Genomic DNA, 22,680 nt, shown 5'->3' on the forward strand with positions numbered 1-22,680 from the left:
CTCGTCCTGCTATGAACGTGGAACCGAGCCTTGTCCAATCCATTCTCACACGAACCACTGGGTACCTAAATGGAATCGCTTCACACTCGTTGCAGCCCTACCGAGGCTGTTCGTTTGGGGCAACCCTGTGTGGTGTGGGGTGCTACGTGCAACATTCCCGTCATCTACTCAAAGGAAAACCGTGGGGTTCGTTTCTTGAAGCTCGTACCAATGCGGCCGAACGCTACCTCAACACGGTCGGTCGTGAACGCCGATGGGCCAGACGCGAACATGATCGCTTTGGGATTTTCCTTTCCAGCGCAACCGAGCCATTCCCTCCTCAGGAAGTCCGACTTGGAATCACCGGGGCAGTTCTTTCCGCGATGGAATCAAACCCGCCGGACCTGCTCGTTGTCCAAACTCATTCGCATCTGGTGCAAAATTACAGTTCGCAACTGTCTCGTCTGTTGCAACTATGTGAGGTGCGAGTTCATCTTTCGATCGAAACCGACATGGACCGTTTGCCCGGACTTCCTGGACATGGGAGTCCCATTTATCGGCATTTCGACGCCGCATTGACATTGAAGCAATCAGGCCTCTGGGTTGTGATTACTGTCGCCCCGTTACTTCCGATTCGCGATCCAGAAAGGTTTTTCAAAAGGATCGCCGTGTCGGCAAACGCTGTGGTGCTCGACCATTTCATTGGTGGAGATGGCTCAACCCAGGGAGCTCGTACCCGAAGAACGTCTCTGCCCGCAGCCATGGCAGCCGTTGACCCGCGCTCGCTTGAACTTTCCTACCGGGATCGCATGGTCGAGTTTGCCGAACGATTCTTGCCTGGTCGAGTCGGGGTCGGACGTGCCGGTTTTGTGGGCAGATGGGGAAAGGAGTAAGCGGTCTATTGTCTCCACCCGACTGCTCCGCAATGAACCAGTAATTTCAGCGAATGAGCTCTGGTTGCGAGTCTGAGTTGACAGCCTGTCGCGGGGTTCGCAATAGTTACGAGAGCGATAAGGGAGGCCTGATAATCCCTGTTTCCGAAATTTTTTTCGGAGAGGCGCGAACATCTTCGAAGTGAAACCAGTCTATGGTCGCGTGTGATGACTCGGATTCGCAGTCCGCGAATATCACACGTTCCATAAGGCTTCGGTGTCTTCGAAGCGGTTTCCGCCGAGATGACCCGGGCTAATCGTGTTGGTTTTCATTACGTCCGTATCTGTTCGAGGAATGTTTTCTCCTGCGACGGCCGAGCCTTTTTCGCGATCGGTTCGGTCCTCCGACGGCGGTCAAGTTACCGCCGATCTGAATGTCGCCTCACCACCGTTTCCACCTCGTTGAGGTGGCTGTGAGGACTCCTGCGATGTTGACCAATCACACCAACCTGATCCAATCGGCCACGCAGACCCTGCTGACCATCGGCACGCGGTCGCTCGCCCTGGTGGTGGATGTCAACATGGCGCAGGCGTATGACCCTTGCTGCCACAAACGCTCCCACCTCCATTTCGGGCCATTTCCGTTCGCCGGAATGCCTTTCAGTTTCAAGGGATTCGAACCCATTCGGATTCATTGCTGCAAGAGGATTCCGGGTTCACAACTCGGCGAAGGCTGGCCAGCTTCTGGTCGGTCGCGACGTTCGAGTTTGTGGTCGCTGTTCCAGTTGTCATCGCGTCTCAGAGGATGTGTAAGGCGTGTCGTTTCCGAACGACGTGTCGTCCAACCCGGTCCGTTAACAGGCAATCCTGTTGCGATCGTGTTCACTTCCGTCTTGGACACTATGGCGACTGTCATCGACCGCACTCCCTTCATGGCACAGGCTGCATTCACGAGGCCTGCCCTGATGGGGGGGTGAACGCCAACCCCCGGCCAGCTCATTGACCGAATCGTCGTATCGAACTGTGCTTGCAATTCGATCATTTCTGCCCCATGGTTTTCTGGGGCTGGATCTCGTTGCCATGCCTCTCGAAGTACGTCGATCAATGAGTGCCGAGCGGGTGGTTGGCCCGCGCTTGGCCCCGACTCATTCTGCCGTTTGAGCATAGCTCGGATCGGTGTGACCTGAGCCGGATTGCCTCGTGCCCGAACTGTCTCCGTCAGGTCCGGAGGGTCCTGAGGTTTGATCTCAGAGCTACTCTTCGACCTCGTACTCAACTCACGTACGTCTCGTCGTGAATGAGTTCCGAATCGGTCGAGAGTCGCTCAGGATAGGTCAGCCTGGGCCAAGCCGCATCTGTGGACTGCTTGACGCCGCCTGTTCGCCCTGCGCCCCTCTTAAGTAAACCAGGAGGCCCCGGGAGAGTAGGTGACACTCTGGAGGATGGGAAGACACCATCGTGATCGCGTTGATATCTCAGGAGCAGGTTCTTACCAACCATTGGTCGAGCACCGCGGCTCTAGTGATTCGAGCTCGGGACGGGGATCGTGAGGCGTTCGGCCAGCTGGTCGAGCAGTATCAGCGCACCGTTTACGCGGTCGCTCTGAGCCGACTTGGAAATGCCAGCGAGGCGATGGAACTCACGCAGGAAGTCTTCTTGCATGTGATGGGACGCCTCGATCAGTTGCGCGAGCCCGAGCGGTTCGCGGGCTGGCTGCGTCAGGTGACCGTTCGGATGGCGATCAATCGGGCCACCCGACGCGTCCCTCCAGCAAGCATCGAGGATGAGGTCCTCGACGGCACGGCAGTTCATCGTCACGAGCCTCTCGACGAACTCATCACTCAGGAGCGAGCCCGAAGACTCTGGGAAGCCTTGAATCAACTGAAGTCACTGGACCGTGAAGCCCTTGTGGCCTTCTACATCCGGGAACTCTCGCTTATCGAGATTGCCGAGGAACTTGACGTACCGATCGGTACGATCAAGCGTCGGTTGCACACCGCTCGAAAGCGACTCAAAGCTCAGCTTCGGGCAGCTGCCGTCGACCCCGAGGAATGGACTGATCATTCTGATTGTGTTGAAGCGGAGGAGTCTGCCCCTCTTCTCGCGACTTGCTAATGCCGCTTTGCAGCCCCTCGGTCGTTCCCACGAGCGATCGGGGGCTGAGTTTCGATTTATGCTTCAGAACATCACTCCTCCCCGAATCGATGAACAAAGGGATCGGGGAAGGGGCACCAGATTGAGGAAAGATTGAGTTAGTCGTTTTCAAATTCCCCGAGTAGCTCGTTAATCTCGTCGTCTAACTCATCCACTTCAAACTCGTGAGAGGATGGACGAGCGGTGATGTCCGGGGGCTCTTCTTCCTCAAGGCGGGGCTTCGAGGGGTCGGTTTGCGTTCGTGCTCGAAGATAGAGTTTGATGGGAACGTCGTTAAAGGGAAGTTGCTCACGGAAAACACTGAGGAGATAGCGCTGATAGGTCGGATCAAAGAGGCCAGGGCGATTGACGAAGAGGACAATGGTGGGCGGAGCCACACCAACTTGCGTGGCGAAGAAAATCTTTGGGACTCGGTTCTCTCGCACTGGTGGAGCATGGGCAGTCACCGCCTCTCGAAGAATTCGATTGAGCGTACCCGTTCCAATTCGGCGATGAGCTCGCTTATACATGGCCTGCGCCAGGTTGATCAACGCCTTGACATTCTTGCCCGTCTGTGCCGTGATGAACGCAATAGGAGCGTAGGCCATTCCCTTGAAAGCGTGCTGAACCATCGTGGCATAACGACCTGTTTCTCCTCTGGCCGGGCCAGTGAGGTCGGCAAGGATGAGATCCCATTTATTGATGACAATGACGCATGGCTTGTATTGTTTTGCGATATAGTCAGCGAGTTGTTTGTCGAGCCGGGTCACACCCTGTGTCGGATCAATAAACAAGAAGACGATGTCGGCCCGTCTGATGGAACGTTCGGCTCGATGAATCGAGTAAAAGTCTAAATCGTCACGAATTTTCGCCTTCCTGCGAACCCCGGCGGTGTCGATGGCGACGAACGGTAGTCCATCAAGCTCGAAGCGAACGTCAACCGAGTCACGAGTTGTCCCCGGGATTTCGGAAACAATCATTCGTTCGGCGTGAGCGAGTGTGTTGATGAATGTGGATTTGCCTGTGTTTGGCCGACCTACGACGGCCACCTTCATGGCCTCGGAAGAAACCCTTGCCCCATCCTCTTCCGGTGGAAGTGCGTCGAGAATGAGCGAAATTAGCTCATACTTGTTTCGATTTTGATGCGTTGATATCGGGATCGGCTTGCCACGGCCAAGCTTATAGAATTCTTGGCCCTGAGCATCAAATTTTGGGTCATCAGCTTTGTTCAGTGCTAGAATGACTGGAGCCTGGACGTAGCGGAGTCGTCGGGCGACCTCCTCGTCAAGTGGCATCATCCCATCTCGTACGTCGACGACAAACAGAACAACATCCGCCTCGCCGAGTGCCGTTTCGATCTGGCGTTCCACATGCTCACTAAGGTCGTCGCGATCAACGATCCCCACTCCTCCGGTGTCGATCAACTCAATGAAGCGGCTGGTTCGGCCTTGAGGAAGTTCGGCGAGCGTGGCAACGCGATCTCGAGTCACGCCAGCAACATCGTCGACAATGGCGATCCGTCGCCCCGCGATCCAGTTCAGGAGCGATGACTTGCCTACATTGGGTCGACCGACAATGACGACACGGGGCAGGGGCATGGCGATGACGTCCCCGTACCGAGATCACGCGTGAACGTGGTCTCAGACGAAGGGCGATCCTCTTCAATAGAGATAAGATAAACAGAAAATTGACGGTCCGGAGCCGATTTCCTGTGTCCAAGCTGGGAACCCTTGAGGGACCCAATTATTCTAAACCGGCTTGCTCGAACTGGACAACGTTCGGGAGCCCCGATCTGGCATGAAAGACCATTCGGAGGGATCGATCAAGCGACCTACGAGGATCGGAGCAGGCTTAACGCTGCTCGATGGAATCGCTTTGGTCATCGGCGCAGCAATCGCTGCGGTCCATCTCAAGCAGGCGGCACCGCCCGGATCTCTCACTGGAACCGGTTGGGTCTTGATTTGGATGACGTTTGCGGGCGTTGCGTTGACAGCCTCCGGGCCGTTTATCACCTTGATTCGAAGAGTATTCCATCGTCCGGTTACACCACAAAGGCTTGGAGAATGGCTCTGGGTGCTTCTGGGAACGCCCTGGGTTCTGGCCGCTCTCCCTCAGATTGTGGCTGGTTCAAGAGACAAGGGGAAGCGTGACTTTTCCGTACAGCTGTACGAAGTGACGCTCGTCGCGGGGCTCGGCTTCGCCACCCTGGTGACCCTGGCGATCGTCTGGGCCCGATGGGTGATGGTGCCTTCCGAATCCATTGACGAAGACCAAGAAAAATCGAGAAGCTGGACACACCGGATTGGCCTGACCCTAGCAATCGCCTGGCCGCTACAATACGCCCTGGCAATGGTGGTGATAGGTACGCCGACTTGAGAATAATTGCCCCTTGATCCCGTCCAGGGTCATCGAAGAAAAGGGACCGGGTGTCCAACACACCGAATGATTCTACTCGAGACGAACATCCCCGAGGTCCTCGACTGATCGATCTGATCGGTCTCATCTTGGGCTTTGGAACGGCAGCGCTCCTGATCAGATCGCTCTGGCCGACTAGCCGATCCATGACACCTGAAGTGTTGATCGTGGTAGGTTTACTCCACCTTTGGCTTGGTCTGGCCATGGCAGGCCCAGTCCTGTTGCTGATCGATCGGAGAGGATTGAATGATACTGCCCGCCAGCTCAGTTGGGCCCAGGTCGCCTGGCTGCTGATCGGGTCGTATTGGCTTGTTCTCACCGCCGTGGTTGTCCCGAGCCGGATGGCAGTCCATCCTCTCCTTGGCGTTCTTCCGATCTTCGCCGCACTGCTTCTTCGTGGAATCGGTCCGAGGCGTACCGAGGCCAGACTTCAGGCCAAAAACTGGACCGATCAGGTCGCTTTCTTGCTCATTACGACGTGGCCCTTGGCATGGATCGCCTTGATCTTGCTTAGCAAGACCCTTTTCTAGGTGTCGTGTTCAGTATTGAGTCATCCAGGTTGCGCTCGGCCTCGTGCCTTGATCTTGAAGCGAGACGCTTCGGACGATAAGCTTTGTGGTTTACCCCAGCACCTGCGATGAAGGGCTTGGATCGACTTCCCGGTTTCGACGTCAGAGGACGCAACCTCAATGCCTCGTAAACGCTTCGGACGAAGCCGCAAGAATCGTTGCCGTTTTTGCACCCCTGAGGGTTGCCCTCGGCCGGCTTACGTCGACTACAAAGATATGAGCTTGCTGAAGAAGATGCTCACAAACCAGAGCAAGATGTTCTCTCGCAAGCGGAGCGGAAACTGCGCAGCCTTCCAGCGTGCCACCGCCGAAGCCATCAAGCGGGCACGCTATATGGCCTTGCTGCCGTATGTGGGTGAATAAGGGCATCCAGCCCTCACGGGTTTTTCGCTGAACTGTCCGTTCAGTAATCCTGTTCGACGTCCTGACCTATCGTCATCGAAGTAGGTAAGGGCGTCGATTTTTTTGATTGCGAGCCCGTTCGATCGATTAGGTTCGATTAATGCTGAACCCTTTCGGGACCAATTGGCTGGGCAACAAATTCCTGGAATCCAAAATCGAGCTCATGATACTCACGATCAAGATGCGTTGAGAGACTTTTCTCCGCCCCACCTCGAAGCCGACCGCGATAGGCATCGCGCGCATATCGGAGAAAAGCTTCACGGTAGAGGCCGTGATCGTGATCCATCAGGAACACAGTCAGGGCGATCGCCTGTGCATAGTGCAGATGCGGATCACCACCGTTGCTCCCATTGAAGGTCGCTCGATCGAGAGTGACGAACCGGCTGATCGGGATCAACTCGTCTCGTTCAACGTGGCGACGATGGGCTTCCTCAAAGCGGGGGCCGACGCGGCCACCGTAACGAATTGATCCATCAGGTTGTGATTCCAGTGTTTCGAAGTAGGTTCCCAGACCTTCGAAAACCCAGAAATTGCCCGCGTTCAAGAGATAATCTGAAGGACCCGCCAATTCAAACAGGAGTTGGTGGGAAACCTCATGGTAGAGCGTGGCCTCGACGGGAAGAAGTCCGCCTTCGTCTTTGAAAAAGTAGCTGCTCTTTTGGGTGTCGAGATAAATTCCCAACGTGTCCTGTATTCCAGGATCTCTGAGCCGAGGGGAGAGGTAGTCAACATACTGTTTTTTTGTGCCGAAGTAATAGACTCGGTGTTGACGCGGAGCATTTGGTGGAGCCGTCGCCGTCGAAGACCGCTTCAATTGGGCGAGCTGAAGTCGTTCGGGACCAATCAGATCCGCCGCTACCGAGGTGAAAAGGTCATAAAACGCCTCGAGACGTCGTCCAAAGTCGATCCCCTCCTCTAGAGGAACGCTCGCCTGGATTTTGAAGTGGGGGGTAGTGATCTGCCATCCACTAGTGATGGAACCCAGCCGAGCCGCGTCAGCCTCCTCAGTGGGCACCCATTGTAACGCCGCCCGTCCTTGACGGGACGGCGCGGGAAGTAGTCCCTGTTCAAGGTTCGGAACCCAATCAGCCGGAATCCATCCATAGGTTGGATGGGGAATGTCCCCATTCTGAAGACGCAAAACCGCGTGGGGAGTGGCCCAGCCGTCTTCATGCGGCACGAATCCGAGCAGTCGACGGGCTTCGGGATCGTCAGGTCTTCGGTGAAGCACTTCTCGAAGGCTCGCATCGGCGAGGGCCAGTCGACCTTCCTTGAAGGCTTGGTCGGCAAGTTCTACGTATTGCTGTGCGGCCTTCTCTCGAATGGCAATGACTTCGGGGAGATTGCTTGGAGATTCGTGATTATTGGTCGCTTTGGTAACGATTTCGGGCAGAGGGACGAATCGCCTTGGCCCATTGGGCAGAGGGGCCGGCTCGATCATAGTCCTGATGACCTGCGCCGTTGAGGTTTCCCCTTCCTCCTCCAAGTGTTTTGCAAGCTGTTCCAGAGCGGCGAACTCGGCAGTACGGATTTCAAGGCTCTCGACATGAGTCTCGAGACGATCAGGCTTTCCAATCGTGCTCGATGTGGCACCGCTTGGACCGAGAATTCCGAATTCAGGGAAGAGAAAGACCATCATCCCTAACCATCGTCGAGGAAACGACAGATTCTTGGCTAGACCAACCAACAGGATCGTCGCACAATGCCTTGTCATGACCACAGACCGATTCGAACGCTGAAGGGCAGGTAGCATGGCGATACGATCCCTCGTGCCTTGCGTGATTGGGATGCTCGGAGGCCTTGTCGTAGGCTGGATCGCGGCATCGTATTCTACCCCGAGCGTTCGAGCGGGTCAGGGGGATCGCTCGGGTGACTCCATCCTCGCCACTGGACCAGTCTCGGTCGAGATGGATCGCGTCACAAAGCAACTCTTTACTACGGACGCAGTTTATTATCTCGACTATTCTGGTGGCAGACTGCTGGCGACCATTCCCACTTATCGACAAACTGTTTTGGGCACACAGGTTCTAGGTGATTTCGCGGTTCGGGACCTGGTTGCTGACTTTCAGCCTCCTCGTGGGGCGACACCTCGATTCGCGATGACGGTCGGTCAGCTCGGCCTGGGAACTGGAACTGGCTGGGCTCCCTTGTTTGTTCTCGAGACCCAAACGAACAAGATGGCGACTTATCGACTCACAGCTGGTCCACTTCGTCCAGGAGGGGAACAGCCTCCAAACTTCGAATTGCTCGAACTTAAGCAGTTACCTTGATCGGTACTCGCCCTTGCCCATGAATCGTGGGCTTGGGACAATGAAATAAACGAAATCCCCTCTGTTCAACTTCCTGAGAGAGTCAGTCGCGCCTGGCTCAATGATCTCTTCCCGATGGACCGTGAATCTCACGTCCTCTCGGATCTTCTTTGGCCAGAGCCGATCGCTTCCGATCGAGGACCATGAGCCCTCACCTAAATCCCCGCAGAACCGTTCCTCATCCTCCCGGTCGTCAAGGGAATGAATCGATTCACCCGGGGTGGAAAAAGCGTCTCCTCCTGCTTGGAGGAGGGTTGTTACTCGGGCTGTTTGGTCTTGTTCTTCTCGTCACGCCTCGTCCCGACCCCGACCAACTCTGGCAAGAAGCTCAGCAGAGTCTGAAAGCCGGTCGCATCCCTGAGGCAGATCTTGCCGCGAAACGGCTCTCCCAACTCAGGCCGCCGACCGACGCGGATCTAATGCTTCTCGCGCAGGTCGCGATCGCTCAAGATCGTACCGAAGACGCGCTGTCAATTCTCGACGAACTTCCCAATTCGAGCCCTCTCCGCCCCCAGGCTGCGCTACTTGCTGGACAACTCGAATTACGGCGCGATCGAATGAAGATCGCAGAAGGGAAGTTCCTCCAGGCCATCGAACTCGATCCAAGACTCACACAAGCCTATCGTGAGTTGATCTATATCTACGGCTTCCGGAAGCAGTCAGAGGAAATCGACGAGACCTTTCGTCGCCTATCTCAACTCGGTCCACTGACTGCAAACGAGGCATTTATCTGGTCGTTAATTCGGGGAGTACAGTGGTCGACCGAAGAGATCGTCGAAACCCTCTCCCGTGCAGTTGAAGCAGATCCGAAGGATGACCGTTCTCGGATTGCCCTGGCCGATGCGTTGCTTGAAATGACACGATTCCACGACGCAGAGGCTGTTCTCTCCCCGCTCGATCCCTCGCTACCGGATGCCAGAGCCGCGCTCGGTCGTCTAGCGTTGGAACGAGGAGATGTACCGACCCTTCGAGCGTTACTGGCCGATGGGCCCGACAATCATGCGGGCATTGAACTCCTTCGAGGAAAACTGGCTCTCCAGTTCCGTGATCCGGATGCCGCAGTAGAATCGTATCGATCTGCCCTCGCCCTCAGGCCTAATGATCGAGAGGCTCTTTCAGGCCTGACACAGGCCTTAAATCAAGCAGGAATGCAAGGAGAGGCATTAGAGATTGTTGAGCGGTTGAATCAGGTCAACGCACTCAACAATCTATTGAATGAGTTGCCTTCATTCGATGGAAATCCTGGAGCCGATCGGTATCTGGAACTCGGTAGAATCTGTGAGACGATCGGATTTATCCCTCAAGCTCGGACCTGGTATCAGAACGCAATCCGGACCGACCCCTTTCACAAGGATGCTCAGCGAGCACTTGCTCGGATCGGGGGCGAACCCACCCAAGTTCGCGACATAGAGACTGAGGACAACGAAATCGATTAGGTTCTACTGACAATCACTTGCGGAGTCTGGGCGATCTGTGATTGACTGGGTAACCCGATCGACCCCAAGGAGGCCTCCGATGCGCCGTTTCGAGATGGACGACGAACGATTCCGACGCATCGCCCACATCTTGCCCGGGAAGCCCGGCGACCCCGGAGCCACCGCCAAGGACAACAAGCTCTTCCTCGACGCCGTGCTCTGGGTCGCCCGCACCGGTGCCCCCAGGTCCGATCTGCGGGCCCGCTTTGGCAAGCACGACACGGTCTTCCAGCGGTTCAACCGCTGGGCAAAGACGGGGACCTGGGCCCGGATCATGGAGGCCCTCGGCGGCGACGCTGACCTGGAAAACCTGCTCATCGATTCCACCTCGGTCCGCGCCCCCCGCCATGCCGCCGGCGCCCGAACAAGAGCGGTGAACAGGCTTTCGGCTGGTCCCGGGGCGGCCTGACGACGAAGCTGCACCTGACTGCCGACGCGTTGGGCAACCCGGTTCGGCTGATCCTCACCAGCGGCCAGGCACATGACATGTCCCAGGTGAGAGCCCTGATCGATGGACTCAAATGCGAGCATGTCATCGCGGATAAGGGGTATGACAGCGGCCCCCCTCGTGGCGACGATCGAGGCGGCCGGGGCGACGGCAGTGATCCCCTCGCGGTCCAACCGACGCGAGCCCCGGCCGTATGACAAACACCTTTGCCCGAGAGCGGAACCAGGTGGAGCGGCTCGTCGGCCGACTGAAGGAGTGCCGCCGCGTGGCGACCCGCTACGAGAAGACCGCACGCAACTACCTGGCATTTGCCAGTTGGCGTCCGTCATGGTCCTCCTGGCCTGATTGTCAGTAGAACCTAGTGCCTGCCTCTCAGAAACCCGGATTTGTCGGAGCGAGTCCAGAGGCAGCTCCCGCCGTTCCTCCGGGAATCCCAGGGCCGCCAGCGCCCGGCATGCCAGGTTGAAACTCTCCACCCGGTGAGGTGCTGGAAGGAGAGGTTTCCGTTCCGCCCTGCGAGGCCATTTCCTCACGCCATCCGTCGCCGAAAGGTCGAGCATCTTCCTGGTCGATCAGCCACCGGCCCTCGGGATCAAAGACTCGCTTATTCTCAAACTCACCGAAAGGATCCATCGCCGTTTCGTCGTACGTCGAAAAGGGGTAGCCGGTCGTATGCTGAAAGAAGGCGAGATAGCGGTGATCGAAGCCCATGCCGAATGGAGGACGGGTTTCGAAACCGACCACATTGAATATTTTCTTGTCAACCGGTGCGGTGTGAAAGACCAAGATCATGAACGACGTGGCGACTGTTGCGGCGGCAAGTCCGAATACGATTCGACCGGCGTGAAAGACCGGCATTGGGAACCGAATCATCGTCGGCCCCAGAGAATCGGTTGTGACTCGAAGGACCACAAACGTCACCAGGAACAGGACCAGAAGACACACAAGATCCGCATACCCGTAGGACCACGATCCCGCATTTTCCGTGATTAGTGTTGCAAGCGGTTGATAGAAGTTGAAGGCGATGACGCTTGCAAAAAGTACGTTGAAAAAAACAAGCGCGGCACCCCAGAGACCTTCGCTCATGACGGTGTAGGTCAATCCAAGTACCACGACCACGATGCCGAGGTGTACGACGATTTCCATCCTGTAAAGTCCCCTTCGGACCTCGCAGCGAGGCGGGAATTGGAGAAGGTGGTCTAACGCGCCGAATTATTTGACCACTCGCATGAGTTCTTCGATCGAAGTACGTCCCTGGATCACCTGCCGTAAACCATCTTCGGTCAGGTAGATCATCCCGTTCTTCCGAGCCTCGTCCTTGATGGCCTTGACCGAGGGATTCTCCCGAATCAGCTCACGCATGGGGTCGGTGATGAGTAGGAGTTCGAAAATACCGGTTCGACCCATGTATCCGGTGCCGCCACACATCGGGCATACTTGCTCGGGTTCCTTGGGAGGACGGTAGAAAACATCCACCTTGTCAGGTGGAAGATTTGCCTTCTTCAGGAACTCAGCTTTGGGTTTATAGGGTTCCTTGCACGTTTCGCAAAGCAGTCGGACGAGCCGCTGACCCAGAATGGCCGTGATCGAGTTGGCGATCATGAAGGGTTCGACCCCCAGGTCAAGCATTCGGAAGAGGGCCGTCACCGTGTCGTTGGCGTGGACAGTGGAGAAGACCATGTGGCCCGTCGTCGCCGCTTGACAGGCGATTGTTGCGGTTTCTTGATCTCGCACTTCGCCGATCATGATCACGTCAGGGTCCTGACGAAGAATCGATCGCAATTGTTGGGCAAACGTCTGCCCGGCCTTCGTGTTGATTTCGATCTGCGTTACGTTGTCGATGTGATACTCGACCGGGTCTTCAACCGTGATGATGTTCTTCTGAAAGCGGTCGATCTCTCGAAGACAGGCGTAAAGGGTCGTACTTTTCCCTGAGCCTGTTGGCCCACAGCAGAGGAACATCCCGTGGGGTTGGTTCACGATCTCACGGATCGAGGCCACCATTTTCGGCCGCATGCCGACCTCTTCGAGCCGTCCAACCGATGCGGCGTTATCCAGGATTCGCATCACGAGTTTCTCTCCGGCTTTGGAACCAGAGGTCGCGACACGAAAATCGATCTCTCGCCCCTCGAACTTCGCCGCGAAGGAGCCGTCCTGCGGCTTTCGCTTCTCGGAGATATCCATGGCGCAGAGGACCTTGAAGATGTTGATCACTGCATCACCGGTCGGGCGATCAAACGGCTCGGCGGCGTGCATGATGCCGTCGATCCGGTAGCGTACGGCCAACTGATCAGGACTCGGCTCCAGGTGAATGTCGGTCGCCCGTCGAAGAATGGCGTCGTAGACGAGTTCCTTGGCCCCGATGAATTGTGGCGAGCCTTCGGCCCTGGCCACACGATCCTCGTCAACCTTGCCGGTGGAAGACTTGCCCATGAAGCTGATCGGCGGACCACCGTGATAGTCGGTTCCTTGCTCAACGTTGAAGATCCGACGCTTCAGCAATCCATTGATCAGTTCACCAAAGTGATACGGCGTCAGCACCTTCTCGTCATCGGGAACTGTCTGATTCCTTGAGTAGGCATATGTCAGTGATGGTGCCAAATAGGCGATCAGGAGCAGAACCAGGCCGATCGGATAAAAGGGAATAATCCAGACAAGCAGAAATCCCAGGATCCCGCTGAAGAAGACCAGCGAGTTCCACATTTCGAACCGGATGTTCTGCAACTCGCGGGTGTCATCATCGACCCAGTCCACCGTCTTGACCCAGGCCAGGTAGATCAGGACAACGGGTACAAACTTGAAGAGGTTAAGGTACAGACCGGAACCTCGGAGCGAGTTGATGGCCGCGGACTGGGCCAGAAGCAACCCTGGCAATTCGGCTGCCTCAGCCCCGTTGACGAGACCGAAGAGCGCCAGGGCAATCATCGCCAGGACCAGGCGCGGGCGGATCATGAGTGAAACTCCGAAGCGGCGAAGGACATGGAATACTGAGAACAGAATCGAATCACGAGTGGTGACAAGGGGAACCTCGAACAACGAGGTCCCCCCCGAGACCGCGTCTCAAAGAATACCAGGCTGCGCGATGGTAATTCCCTTCAGCGCCATCTTCAACGCCTCGGGACTGGGAGCGACTTCGAAGGCGGTTGCTCGTTCCACCTTTTCGGCCTGAACAAGTTGCTTGAGACTTTCGGTAAAGTCTTGCATCCCATCCTCTTTGCCGATCCGGATCGCATCACCGAGTTTACCGTCTTCCTCATTAAGGATCAGCTTCCTCACGGTCGGACTGGTGCGCATGATCTCGCACGTTGGGATCCGGGTCTGCCCCGTCTTTTCCGCCCAGTCCTTGGCTGTCGGCAAGAGTTTCTGCGCAATGATGGCCTGAAGGTTAAAGGCCATTGACTGTCTGAGAGCCGGGTGCATATCTCTCGGGAACAGGTCGAGAATTCGGCCGACCGTTGAGGGTGCCGAAGAGGCGTGAATCGTACCAAACACAAGGTGGCCTGTTTCCGCCGCGTGCATGGCCGCGTTGAACGTCTCGCGGTCTCGCATCTCACCAACCAAGATAATATCCGGGTCCTGTCGCACGGCATGCTTCAATGCCGTATCCCAGTCGATGACGTCGATACCGACCTCTCGCTGGTGAACGATCGATTTTTTGTCGACGAACGTAAACTCGATCGGATCCTCGATCGTCACAATATTGCAGCGTTCGCGTGCGTTGACGTACTCCAGCATGGAAGCGATCGTCGTCGATTTCCCCGAACCGGTGACCCCCGCAAGAATCACGATCCCCTGGTCGTGGCTGGCAATGTCAGCCAAAACCGGGGGCAGGCCGAGTCCCTCGAAGTCGGGAACCTGATTATTGACCCGTCGGGCAACCAGGCTGAGCTTGCCTCGTTGTCGAAAGAGATTCACGCGGAACCGGGTCTCCAGTCCATCCGGGTCCGTCACAATATGGGCAAAGTCGACCCCGCCTTCTTCTTCGAGAATCGTCTTTTGCCGAGCCGTGAGCAACGGGAACATGAGCCGCTCCATGTCCGCCGTGCTGAGCGGTGGTAGTTGCATCTGTCGAAGCACACCGGTGAGTCGCATTGCAGGGGAGACCCCGACCTTCAAGTGGAGGTCGGAACCCTTATGCTTCATCACCATCCGGAACAGCTTGTTGGCTTCCGGCTCGCTGGGATTGACGGGCTCGATCGTCTGGGCATCGATACCGGTGGCCATGGTGGTACTCCTGGAACGTTGGACCGGGCGACTCGATCAGGGAATCACAGAAATCGATCGGGCGAACGGGTTCACGAGACTAAGAGAGAGGATCAACGGGCCAGAACCTGGCCAAGGCCACTGCGATGAGCGTTCAGCCGTCACACCTCAACCCGATCTCGGACGGAAACGTGATGGCTTGCAAGATACGCTTTGGTCTCGGCGATCGTAAACTCTCGATAATGGAAAATGCTGGCGGCAAGGGCGGCATCGGCTCCGCCTTCAACCAGGGCGGCTCGTAGATGCTCTGGATGCCCGGCCCCGCCCGAGGCAACAACCGGAATCGTCACCGCATCACTTACTGCGCGAGTCATGGGGAGATCATACCCGTTCTTTGTGCCGTCGGCATCCATGCTGGTAAGTACGATCTCTCCAGCCCCAAGCCGCTCGACCTCCCGAGCCCAGGAAACCGCTTCAAGCCCGGTCGGAATGCGACCACCATTGATGTGCACCTCCCAGACCTCCTGATCGTCCCGCTGCACACGCTTGGGGTCGATATTGACGACAATACACTGGCTCCCAAAGCGCCGAGCGGCACGACGAACAAACTCGGGATCACGAACTGCGGTCGAGTTGATCGAGACCTTGTCCGCACCAGCATTAAGCAACGCTCGGATATCCTCAAGCGTCCGAATACCGCCACCGACGGTCAGCGGCATGAAGCAGACTTCCGCCGTGCGACGGACCACGTCGAGAATGATTCCTCGACCTTCGTGACTCGCAGTGATATCAAGGAACACAAGTTCGTCTGCCCCCTCGGCATCGTAGCGAGCAGCGACCTCAACTGGATCTCCGGCATCCCGAAGATTCAAGAAATTCGTGCCCTTGACAACACGGCCCGCGTTGACGTCGAGACAGGGAATAATCCGCTTGGCGAGCATAGGGGGACGATCCGAGAAGGCGATCACGCAGGATGGGGCCTAAGGTCAGGTGAGTAGAACACGCAGAATCGGCCCTGAATGGACAAATTGTACCCCTCAAACCCGGCTCATCCTAGAGGATCGATCGAGAGACTCTCTCTGATGGGGGTCAGGGCGATTCGTGCATTGGCGACTCGATCATCGCCCTCTGGAATTTAGAGACAGGGTGTCAATGGACCGCGGGCACTCGGGAAGACCATCAAGAAATGCTCGGCCGTAGGGTTTCGTCAGTACGCGAGGATCGAGAATGACCACAATTCCTTGATCGCTTCGAGAGCGGATCAATCGTCCGAACCCTTGTTTCAGCTTCAAGACCGCCTCCGGAACCTGATGCTCCAGAAACGGATTGCCACCTCTCGCTCGGATTGCTTCTAGCCTCGCTTCCAGCAACGGCCGTTCGGGGACGCTGAACGGAAGCTTGGTAATGATCACATTCGCAAGGGCTTCCCCAGGAACGTCCACCCCTTGCCAGAAACTGTCGGTGCCGAACAAGACGCTCCCGAGATTGGCACGGAACGACTCGATCATTTTCGATCGGGGTAAACCATCACTTTGGGAATACAGCGGGATATTCCGTTCGATGAACCAGGGAAGCAGAGCTTGTGCGGCCGTTTGCATGAAGCGGTACGAGGTAAAAAGGACGAACGCCCGGCCTCCCGTCAGTTCGAGATAGGTAGGAATTGCTCGAAGACAGGCCTGTTCGAACCCGCTCGGATCATCGGATGGGTCGGGAATGTTCCGAACCAGATGAAGGCGCGCCTGCTCCCGGTACTCGAAGGGACTGCCAAGCTGAAGTGATTGACCACGACTCAGTCCCAGACGGGTTCGGATGAATCGGAAGTCGGGTGGTGATCCAGAGCAGAGCGTCGCCGAGGCAAGAATGCAGGTTGGCACCTCCTGAAAGAGGAGCCGGTTCAGCACAGGGCCCACCTCAATCGGGGCCGCCGAAAGTGTAACCCGGCGCCTCTGGGGGGGGCCTTCAAGGTCGACCCAGTACACCCCGTCCGGCTCCGATTGGTCCAGCCACCGCTCAATGCTAATGGCTGTCAAATCGCAACGGTCACCAACGGCGGTCAGTTCCAACCGCTGGCCCTCGTCTTCGATCTCCTTGGAACCCTCGATAATCACACTTGCCAGTCGTTTGAGTGATTCGGGAAGTTCCGACCGAAGCCCAATCGGGCGACGCAGCCGACCGTTTGGCTGGCCTTCGGACTCTCTCCATCGCATGATCGCGGCAAAGAAGGCCGAGGAGGCAATCCGCGCTGGTCGGGTGGCATCAATTGCCTCATCAAGGTCGGAGTGAGCCAGCAACCCTTTGCGCGTTCGTTCGTTGTAAAGCCTCCCGAGCAGATACTCAACCTGACCGGACGTAATCCGAAGCCCGAGATGATCTCCCGCGATCGCTTCGAGCGTATGGGCTTCATCGAAAACGACCACGTCGTAATCCGGAAGCAGTCCGAACCCTTCAGCTCGGAGGGCCAAATCACTGAAAAACAGGGCGTGATTGACGACGAGAATGTTGGCCGTCCGCATCCGGCGTCGGGCCTTGAAATAGAAGCAGTCCTGGAATCGAGGGCAGCGCTTGCCGAGGCAGTTGCCGTTCTCACTGGCCACCGCGTCCCAGACAGCTGGGAGCGGCCGGAAATCGAGATCCGAACGGCTTCCGTCCTCGGTCTCCCTCACCCAGGACTTCAAGCTGCTGTACTGGTCGAACTCGTCTGGATGCTGAAAGGTTGCCAAGGCTCGAGCGCCGACCGACTCCAGTCGGCGTAGGCTGACGTAGTTCGAACGTCCTTTGACCAGGGTCGCCGTAAACTCGCTCGGCATAACCGCTCGGAGAAAGGGCAAGTCCTTTTGAAGCAGTTGCTCCTGGAGGCTAATCGTGTGGGTCGAGACAACGACCTTCTTCCCTCCCTCGGCTGCCGCCATGATACTCGGCACAAGGTATGCGAAGCTCTTGCCGACCCCAGTGCCGGCCTCCACGAGAAGATGGCCTCCCTCACTGATCGCCCTGGCCACAGCCTCGGCCATCGCAAGCTGCTCCGGGCGAACCTCGTACCCCGGCATCCGCCGGCTCACAGCTCCGCCGGGGCCAAGGATCGGAGTAGGGTCGAGTACGAGGTGATCCATGAGGGACCGTCCTTGATCGGGCAGGGGCGTCAGTTCCTCGGGGCGAACTTCCGCGGTTCCAACCGCATCAGCGTCTCCCGATTGCTACAGTGGAAGACGTCGATGAATTCGAGGATCGTCCGGTCGTCGCGGACCCATTATTGCCGCTCCTGCGAGGCGTCAACTGCGGCCTTGATCTCCCGAAAACAGGGCTTACAGATCAATGCATTTCGGAACGTCGGCCCCGCAGAGTCTTCCTAAACGAGGTCCTGGAACATGAAGATCGCAGGGGCATGCGAGCCGCAGCGGGCGCAGAGTTGGGGTGCGTAAAGAAACGGAATTCGACCTCGTACGCTGCAGCATTCGAGCCATTGATGCTCCTCATCGACCGTGAGACCCTCGCGAGAAGTTCGCTCCGAGAATTGCCCTGTCTTCGGAGAAAACGATCGTCTTCTTAATCCGAGCATGTCGTACACGCACTCGCAGGATTCGATGAATGAGCGTTCGCAGACCGGGCAATATTCCCAGCGACACATGAACCGATGGAGTTGGCCCTCCCGCTACCCACGCTCGCAACTCGGCAGGGTAGGGGTTTCATGATCGCCCATGTTGGGTTGACCCTCGGAGGACTGAAGCTGCCGTTTCCGGATCGCTCACCGGCGGATCATCCCCTCCGTCGGACTCGACGCAGTCGCATACAGCTTCTTCGGAATCCGACCCGCCGCACTCGCAAGGCGGCCTGCCTCGCAGGCAAGGCGCATGGCGTGGGCCATCCTAAGGGGATCGGAGGCCGAGGCGATCCCGGTATTCAGCAAAACGCCGTCACAGCCGAGTTCCATGGCGATCGCCACGTCGCTCGCGGTGCCGACACCGGCATCGATGATCACCGGATAATCGGGGTCGTCTCCCTTGAGATCCTCGAGAATGATCCGGATGTTGTTCGGATTGAGCACCCCCTGACCACTACCGATTGGACTTCCGGCAGGCATCACAGATGCCGCTCCAGCGGCCTTCAGGTGTCGAGCCATCACCGGGTCGTCGCTCGAATAGCAGAGGACCGTGAAGCCGTCCTTGACCAGGACCTCGGTTGTCTGAAGGGTGGCGACGGGATCGGGCAGCAGGGTCCTCGGGTCGGCGAGCACTTCAAGTTTCACCCAGTCGGCACCAGGGTTCCCAAGTCCTTCGAGCAACTCACGCCCGAGCCTAGCCGTCCGCAAGGCTTCCTCGGCATTGAAACACCCAGCAGTATTGGGAAGGATCGTGTACCGAGCCGGGTCGAGGTAATCGAGGAGATTCCGACCTTCCTTGTCAAACAGACGTTCGCGACGGACGGCGACGGTAACCACTTCTGACCCGCTTGCATTGAGGCATTCCCGCATCAGCTCAAGCGTTGCGTACTTGCCGGTTCCGACAAACAGGCGGCTCCGAAATCGGTGCGAGCCGATCGTCAGAACATCGGGACCAAACGACTCGGTATCCGGTGAGCCCCCACCGACGAGCGTCACGACCTCAACCTCGTCCCCCTCGCCCAGGACGGCCTCGGCATGGCGAGCCCGCGGCACGAGCACGCGATTCACCTCGACGGCCACAAATTCAGGTCGAACCTCAAGATGTTTGAGGACCTCGGCCACGCTGATCGGTCCAGAAAACGTACGTTCTTCGCCGTTGAGAATGATGGTCACGTCAGGCGACCCTCGGAATAGCTCGGTCGTCGGATCGGCCGCATTGGCCGGGATTTGCGTCAACATCTGTCCATCGTAGGGAAGGTGAAAGCGATGGTCAAGCCAGCCCGGTTTTCTGCGGATCAAACACGTCTGGTGACGATCCAGTTGACAGACCGGGGATGATCTCGCATCTTTCCGGCATTTTGGGAGCGGTCGTCGAGTCCGAGATGGTGTCGCTCTCCGTGACATCCGAAACGGACTCAGGAATGGAACTCGCTCTCGTCGGATTTCCAAGGGGGCCCCGTGTCTCATCGCGAACGACGCCGAAAGATGCATCCCCGGCTGGAAGCGCTCGATGATCGCCTCCTTCTTTCTTCGGTCCCAACGGCCATGATTCAGGATCGGGTTCTCTTCGTCGTCGGAACCGATCAAAACGACGAGATCGACGTGACCATTCGGCCGTTTCGCCTGGGGGCTCAGACCATTCCTGTGGTTCGGGTCGCCGGAATACCCAGGTGGTTCCCTTCCACACGTTTTGATCTGGTGGCCGTCAATGCCAAGGCGGGCGACGACCTCGTGACGATCCACGATCGAGGGCTCCCCCTGATCTCCGTTTGGATCGATGGGGGTGAAGGGAACGATACGCTTCTTGGCAGTTCAGCCAACGACACGATCATCGGCGGAGCTGGGAACGATGTGATTGAAGGCCGTGGCCTTGCAGACGTCATCGACGGTGGACCCGGGTGGAACGTGATCAACGGAGTTCCCGCCGCGCTGCCTGCGTCTGGCGATCCCTTCGATTCGAACTTCAGTTCCCACCAGGGTTACGGACATGCCTCTCAGTTTCCCCTTTCGGACTCGTCGCCCTCGTCGATTGCGCTTACACTTGATGAGTGGGCGATCGTTTCAATGACCAATCAGGCCAGAGCCCAGGTTGGGTTACCATCGTTGATGGTCAGCGAGTCGCTCCAGCAGGCCAGTCGAATACAGGCGGAAAGCATGGCACGATTGAACCGAATCGCCCATGTCCTGCCTGAGTCCGAGACACCCACTTTGGCCGATCGGGCTCGAGTGGTCGGTTATGTCTTCTCAGCCCTCGCGGAAAATCTCGCCTTCAACTATCTCTCAGCGTCTGACGCCGTGGAAGGTTGGCTCGGCTCGGACGGTCATCGACGAAACTTGCTCTCATCGGAATACACAGAGATCGGTGTTGCGATTGCTCGAAACGCGATGGGGCAACCCTACTACGTGCAGGTCTTCGGTCGACCGGCGGCGTGACACACGCGCCCAATCCCCACTCGAACTCAGTCAGTTGCCGCCGAGACGTCGATTCCTCCGTGACCCGGATCGTAGAGCACTTCTCTAGGCTCCACACCCTGCCTATCATGGAAGGATGAACACCACGACGACACCAAACCCGATCCTGATCGGTTGTTGTGGATGGAGCTATCCCGACTGGGAAGGAGTCTTCTATCCTCACGGCCTCCACTCCAATGAAGCGCTTACTTACTACGCCGATCGATTTCCGATTGTTGAGGTCGATTCCACTTTCTACCGACCTCCCACACCAGGTCTGATCCGCTCCTGGGATGATCGCACTCCCAAAGACTTTCGGTTTGCCTTGAAGGTCCCTCGCTCAATCACCCACGAAAAGCTCCTGAAAGACTGCGAGGAAGAGGTCGAGGTCTTTGTTTCTGCCGCCATCGGATTGGGTGAAAAGTTAAGTTGCGTCTTGCTGCAAATGGGTTATTTCAATCGCTCGGCCTTTGGAACCCAATCGGAATTCTTACAAGTGCTCGATCGATTTCTCGCCCGATGGCCTTCAGGGCAAGTTCCTGTGGCGGTTGAGGTGCGCAACGCTCGATGGATCAACAGCGATCTGGCCAGCGTGCTTGCCACTCACGGTGCGGTCTTAACGCTTACTGAGCAGTCCTGGATGCCAACCCCGCGTGAGGTGGCAGATCAACTCGATCCATTGACCGGCCCCTTCGCTTTTATTCGCCTTTTGGGCGATCGGCAGGGGATCGAACGAATGACTACGACCTGGGACCGGATCGTTCTGGATCGCTCGGCGGAACTGGCCGAGACGGCGAACGTGATCCAGAGCTTGAGCCAGCACGCTCCCGTCTTCGTCTTTGCAAACAACCACTACGCGGGTCATTCTCCAGAGACAGTTCGACAGCTTCGACGCTTTCTGGAACTTCCTGAGCCCTCACCTCCCGACCGGCCGAAATGGACCCTCTTTGATTGAGGTGATCGGTCATCGAACACGAAATCCTGGATCGAGCACGAGAACGATCCGGTTTTCCACACCAATCGTCGATCGCCTCATGATTTCAGTCGTTCGAGACACCCGAACAACCCGAGAGGCGGTTTGTTGAGCAATGACTGCCCCTGCTTCAGATGCCCGATCGGATCTATCAAGCCCAGACTGGCCCGCGCGCAAGCGCGATTGGCAACGCCGGCTTCCTCGACTCCGGCTTGAGGCGGAACCGATCGAGGAACAAATCGATCGCTACCGACGAGCTACGATTGCGCTCTCCGTCGTCACCATGATGGTCGCAGGAATGGTCCTGGTTTTGTTCACTGTGTTCGGAGCCCCCTGGTTCGGATTGCTCGTGAGCCTGGTCCCTGCGGGAACAGTGATCAGTGCGGCCTGGCGATCACACCAGCAACTCCGATCCGGAGCCAGGAAGTATCTCCTTGATCGAGAAGCGAGCCAGGTCAACGCCAATGAGGGCCCTCAATGAACGGGCTCGAACGTGATCGACAGGCTGAATGTTGGTAACGGATTTCACAATCGGTACCAAATCCGAAGAAGACGGTTCAGAACGATTCGAAGGTCTTCTTTCTGTCGTTTCTAAACTCTCCCTGGTCAATCCGGAATCCGATGACGATAACTCTTGAGAATCCCACCCGGTTCAGAGTGTGACACTCACGTCTCAGGCCGTTCAACGACCATTCGGTCCTGGATTGAATCTCCCATGACTCGACGATTCGGGGATGGCTGCCCATCTTCGATTTCAATCGTTACGTAATGGGGAGAGGGAGGGGGGGAAACCCTCGTGACTGATGGTTCCGCATTTTCATACCAACCATCGTATGTTTGGGGTACTCGATTC

Annotated in this window: 18 protein-coding genes and 1 pseudogene; 11 read left to right on the forward strand and 8 right to left on the reverse strand. The window is 57.2% G+C overall.

The genetic code is table 11. From position 1 onward, the window contains the following. Nucleotides 1-146: 146 nt before the first annotated feature. The 3 genes from HG800_RS26025 (at nt 147) to HG800_RS26035 (ending at nt 2,966) form a co-directional block, all read left to right on the forward strand. On the forward strand, nt 147-872 hold the full coding sequence (locus HG800_RS26025) for a hypothetical protein (RefSeq protein ID WP_169981162.1): 726 nt from the start codon (nt 147-149) through the stop codon (nt 870-872). Nucleotides 873-1,339: 467 nt separating this feature from the next. After that, on the forward strand, nt 1,340-1,828 hold the full coding sequence (locus HG800_RS26030) for a hypothetical protein (protein WP_169981164.1): 489 nt from the start codon (nt 1,340-1,342) through the stop codon (nt 1,826-1,828). Between the two features lie 481 nt (nt 1,829-2,309). Beyond that, entirely contained in the window at nt 2,310-2,966 is a 657-nt protein-coding gene (locus HG800_RS26035; protein WP_315852114.1) for an RNA polymerase sigma factor, read from the forward strand. A 137-nt stretch (nt 2,967-3,103) separates the two neighbouring features. On the opposite strand, the gene der is transcribed toward HG800_RS26035, so the two are convergent. Then, complete coding sequence (der, locus tag HG800_RS26040) at nt 3,104-4,582, reverse strand: ribosome biogenesis GTPase Der (RefSeq protein ID WP_169981166.1); 1,479 nt, start codon at nt 4,580-4,582, stop codon at nt 3,104-3,106. Between the two features lie 475 nt (nt 4,583-5,057). Between der and HG800_RS26045 the strand changes: the two genes are divergently transcribed. The 3 genes from HG800_RS26045 to rpsR all read left to right on the forward strand — a co-directional run bounded on the left by HG800_RS26045 (nt 5,058) and on the right by rpsR (nt 6,331). Further along, nucleotides 5,058-5,360 (forward strand): hypothetical protein, encoded by a 303-nt coding sequence (locus HG800_RS26045; protein WP_169981168.1) that lies wholly within the window; start codon nt 5,058-5,060, stop codon nt 5,358-5,360. A 185-nt stretch (nt 5,361-5,545) separates the two neighbouring features. Continuing rightward, nucleotides 5,546-5,929 (forward strand): hypothetical protein, encoded by a 384-nt coding sequence (locus HG800_RS26050; RefSeq protein ID WP_169981170.1) that lies wholly within the window; start codon nt 5,546-5,548, stop codon nt 5,927-5,929. A gap of 159 nt (nt 5,930-6,088) precedes the next feature. Further along, a complete protein-coding gene (rpsR, locus tag HG800_RS26055) occupies nt 6,089-6,331 on the forward strand; it encodes a 30S ribosomal protein S18 (RefSeq protein ID WP_169981172.1) in 243 nt (80 codons plus the stop codon). A gap of 136 nt (nt 6,332-6,467) precedes the next feature. Here rpsR and HG800_RS26060 read toward each other — a convergent pair whose 3' ends face one another. Further along, the gene (locus HG800_RS26060; RefSeq protein WP_169981173.1) at nt 6,468-8,009 is read right to left on the reverse strand and encodes a DUF1570 domain-containing protein; all 1,542 of its coding nucleotides are present in this window, start codon (nt 8,007-8,009) and stop codon (nt 6,468-6,470) included. Nucleotides 8,010-8,822: 813 nt separating this feature from the next. Here HG800_RS26060 and HG800_RS26065 point away from each other — a divergent pair. Both HG800_RS26065 and HG800_RS28560 read left to right on the forward strand, forming a co-directional pair. Next, nucleotides 8,823-10,115, forward strand: coding sequence for a tetratricopeptide repeat protein (locus HG800_RS26065; RefSeq protein ID WP_169981175.1), 1,293 nt, complete (start codon nt 8,823-8,825; stop codon nt 10,113-10,115). Between the two features lie 79 nt (nt 10,116-10,194). After that, nucleotides 10,195-10,957, forward strand: a pseudogene (locus HG800_RS28560) (IS5 family transposase). Nucleotides 10,958-10,974: 17 nt separating this feature from the next. On the opposite strand, the gene HG800_RS26075 reads toward HG800_RS28560, so the two are convergent. The 6 genes from HG800_RS26075 to thiS form a co-directional block, all read right to left on the reverse strand. Then, complete coding sequence (locus tag HG800_RS26075) at nt 10,975-11,748, reverse strand: hypothetical protein (protein ID WP_169981177.1); 774 nt, start codon at nt 11,746-11,748, stop codon at nt 10,975-10,977. Nucleotides 11,749-11,814: 66 nt separating this feature from the next. Then, nucleotides 11,815-13,554, reverse strand: coding sequence for a GspE/PulE family protein (locus tag HG800_RS26080; RefSeq protein ID WP_169981179.1), 1,740 nt, complete (start codon nt 13,552-13,554; stop codon nt 11,815-11,817). 108 nt (nt 13,555-13,662) lie between these two features. Next, the gene (locus HG800_RS26085) at nt 13,663-14,826 is read right to left on the reverse strand and encodes a type IV pilus twitching motility protein PilT (protein ID WP_169981180.1); all 1,164 of its coding nucleotides are present in this window, start codon (nt 14,824-14,826) and stop codon (nt 13,663-13,665) included. 140 nt (nt 14,827-14,966) lie between these two features. Further along, nucleotides 14,967-15,746, reverse strand: coding sequence for an imidazole glycerol phosphate synthase subunit HisF (hisF, locus tag HG800_RS26090; protein ID WP_169981181.1), 780 nt, complete (start codon nt 15,744-15,746; stop codon nt 14,967-14,969). Nucleotides 15,747-15,923: 177 nt separating this feature from the next. Beyond that, nucleotides 15,924-17,915, reverse strand: a complete 1,992-nt coding sequence (locus tag HG800_RS26095; protein WP_206352473.1) for an ATP-dependent DNA helicase — start codon at nt 17,913-17,915, stop codon at nt 15,924-15,926. Between the two features lie 632 nt (nt 17,916-18,547). Then, on the reverse strand, nt 18,548-19,576 hold the full coding sequence (gene thiS, locus HG800_RS26100; RefSeq protein ID WP_390622667.1) for a sulfur carrier protein ThiS: 1,029 nt from the start codon (nt 19,574-19,576) through the stop codon (nt 18,548-18,550). Between the two features lie 312 nt (nt 19,577-19,888). On the opposite strand from thiS, the gene HG800_RS26105 reads away from it, so the two are divergent. The 3 genes from HG800_RS26105 (at nt 19,889) to HG800_RS26115 (ending at nt 22,308) form a co-directional block, all read left to right on the forward strand. Then, nucleotides 19,889-20,836, forward strand: a complete 948-nt coding sequence (locus HG800_RS26105; RefSeq protein WP_169981183.1) for a CAP domain-containing protein — start codon at nt 19,889-19,891, stop codon at nt 20,834-20,836. A 115-nt stretch (nt 20,837-20,951) separates the two neighbouring features. After that, on the forward strand, nt 20,952-21,809 hold the full coding sequence (locus tag HG800_RS26110; protein WP_169981184.1) for a DUF72 domain-containing protein: 858 nt from the start codon (nt 20,952-20,954) through the stop codon (nt 21,807-21,809). Between the two features lie 133 nt (nt 21,810-21,942). After that, complete coding sequence (locus HG800_RS26115; protein ID WP_169981185.1) at nt 21,943-22,308, forward strand: hypothetical protein; 366 nt, start codon at nt 21,943-21,945, stop codon at nt 22,306-22,308. Nucleotides 22,309-22,680: the final 372 nt, after the last annotated feature.

The organism is Tautonia rosea, from assembly GCF_012958305.1.
GTDB lineage: Bacteria > Planctomycetota > Planctomycetia > Isosphaerales > Isosphaeraceae > Tautonia > Tautonia rosea.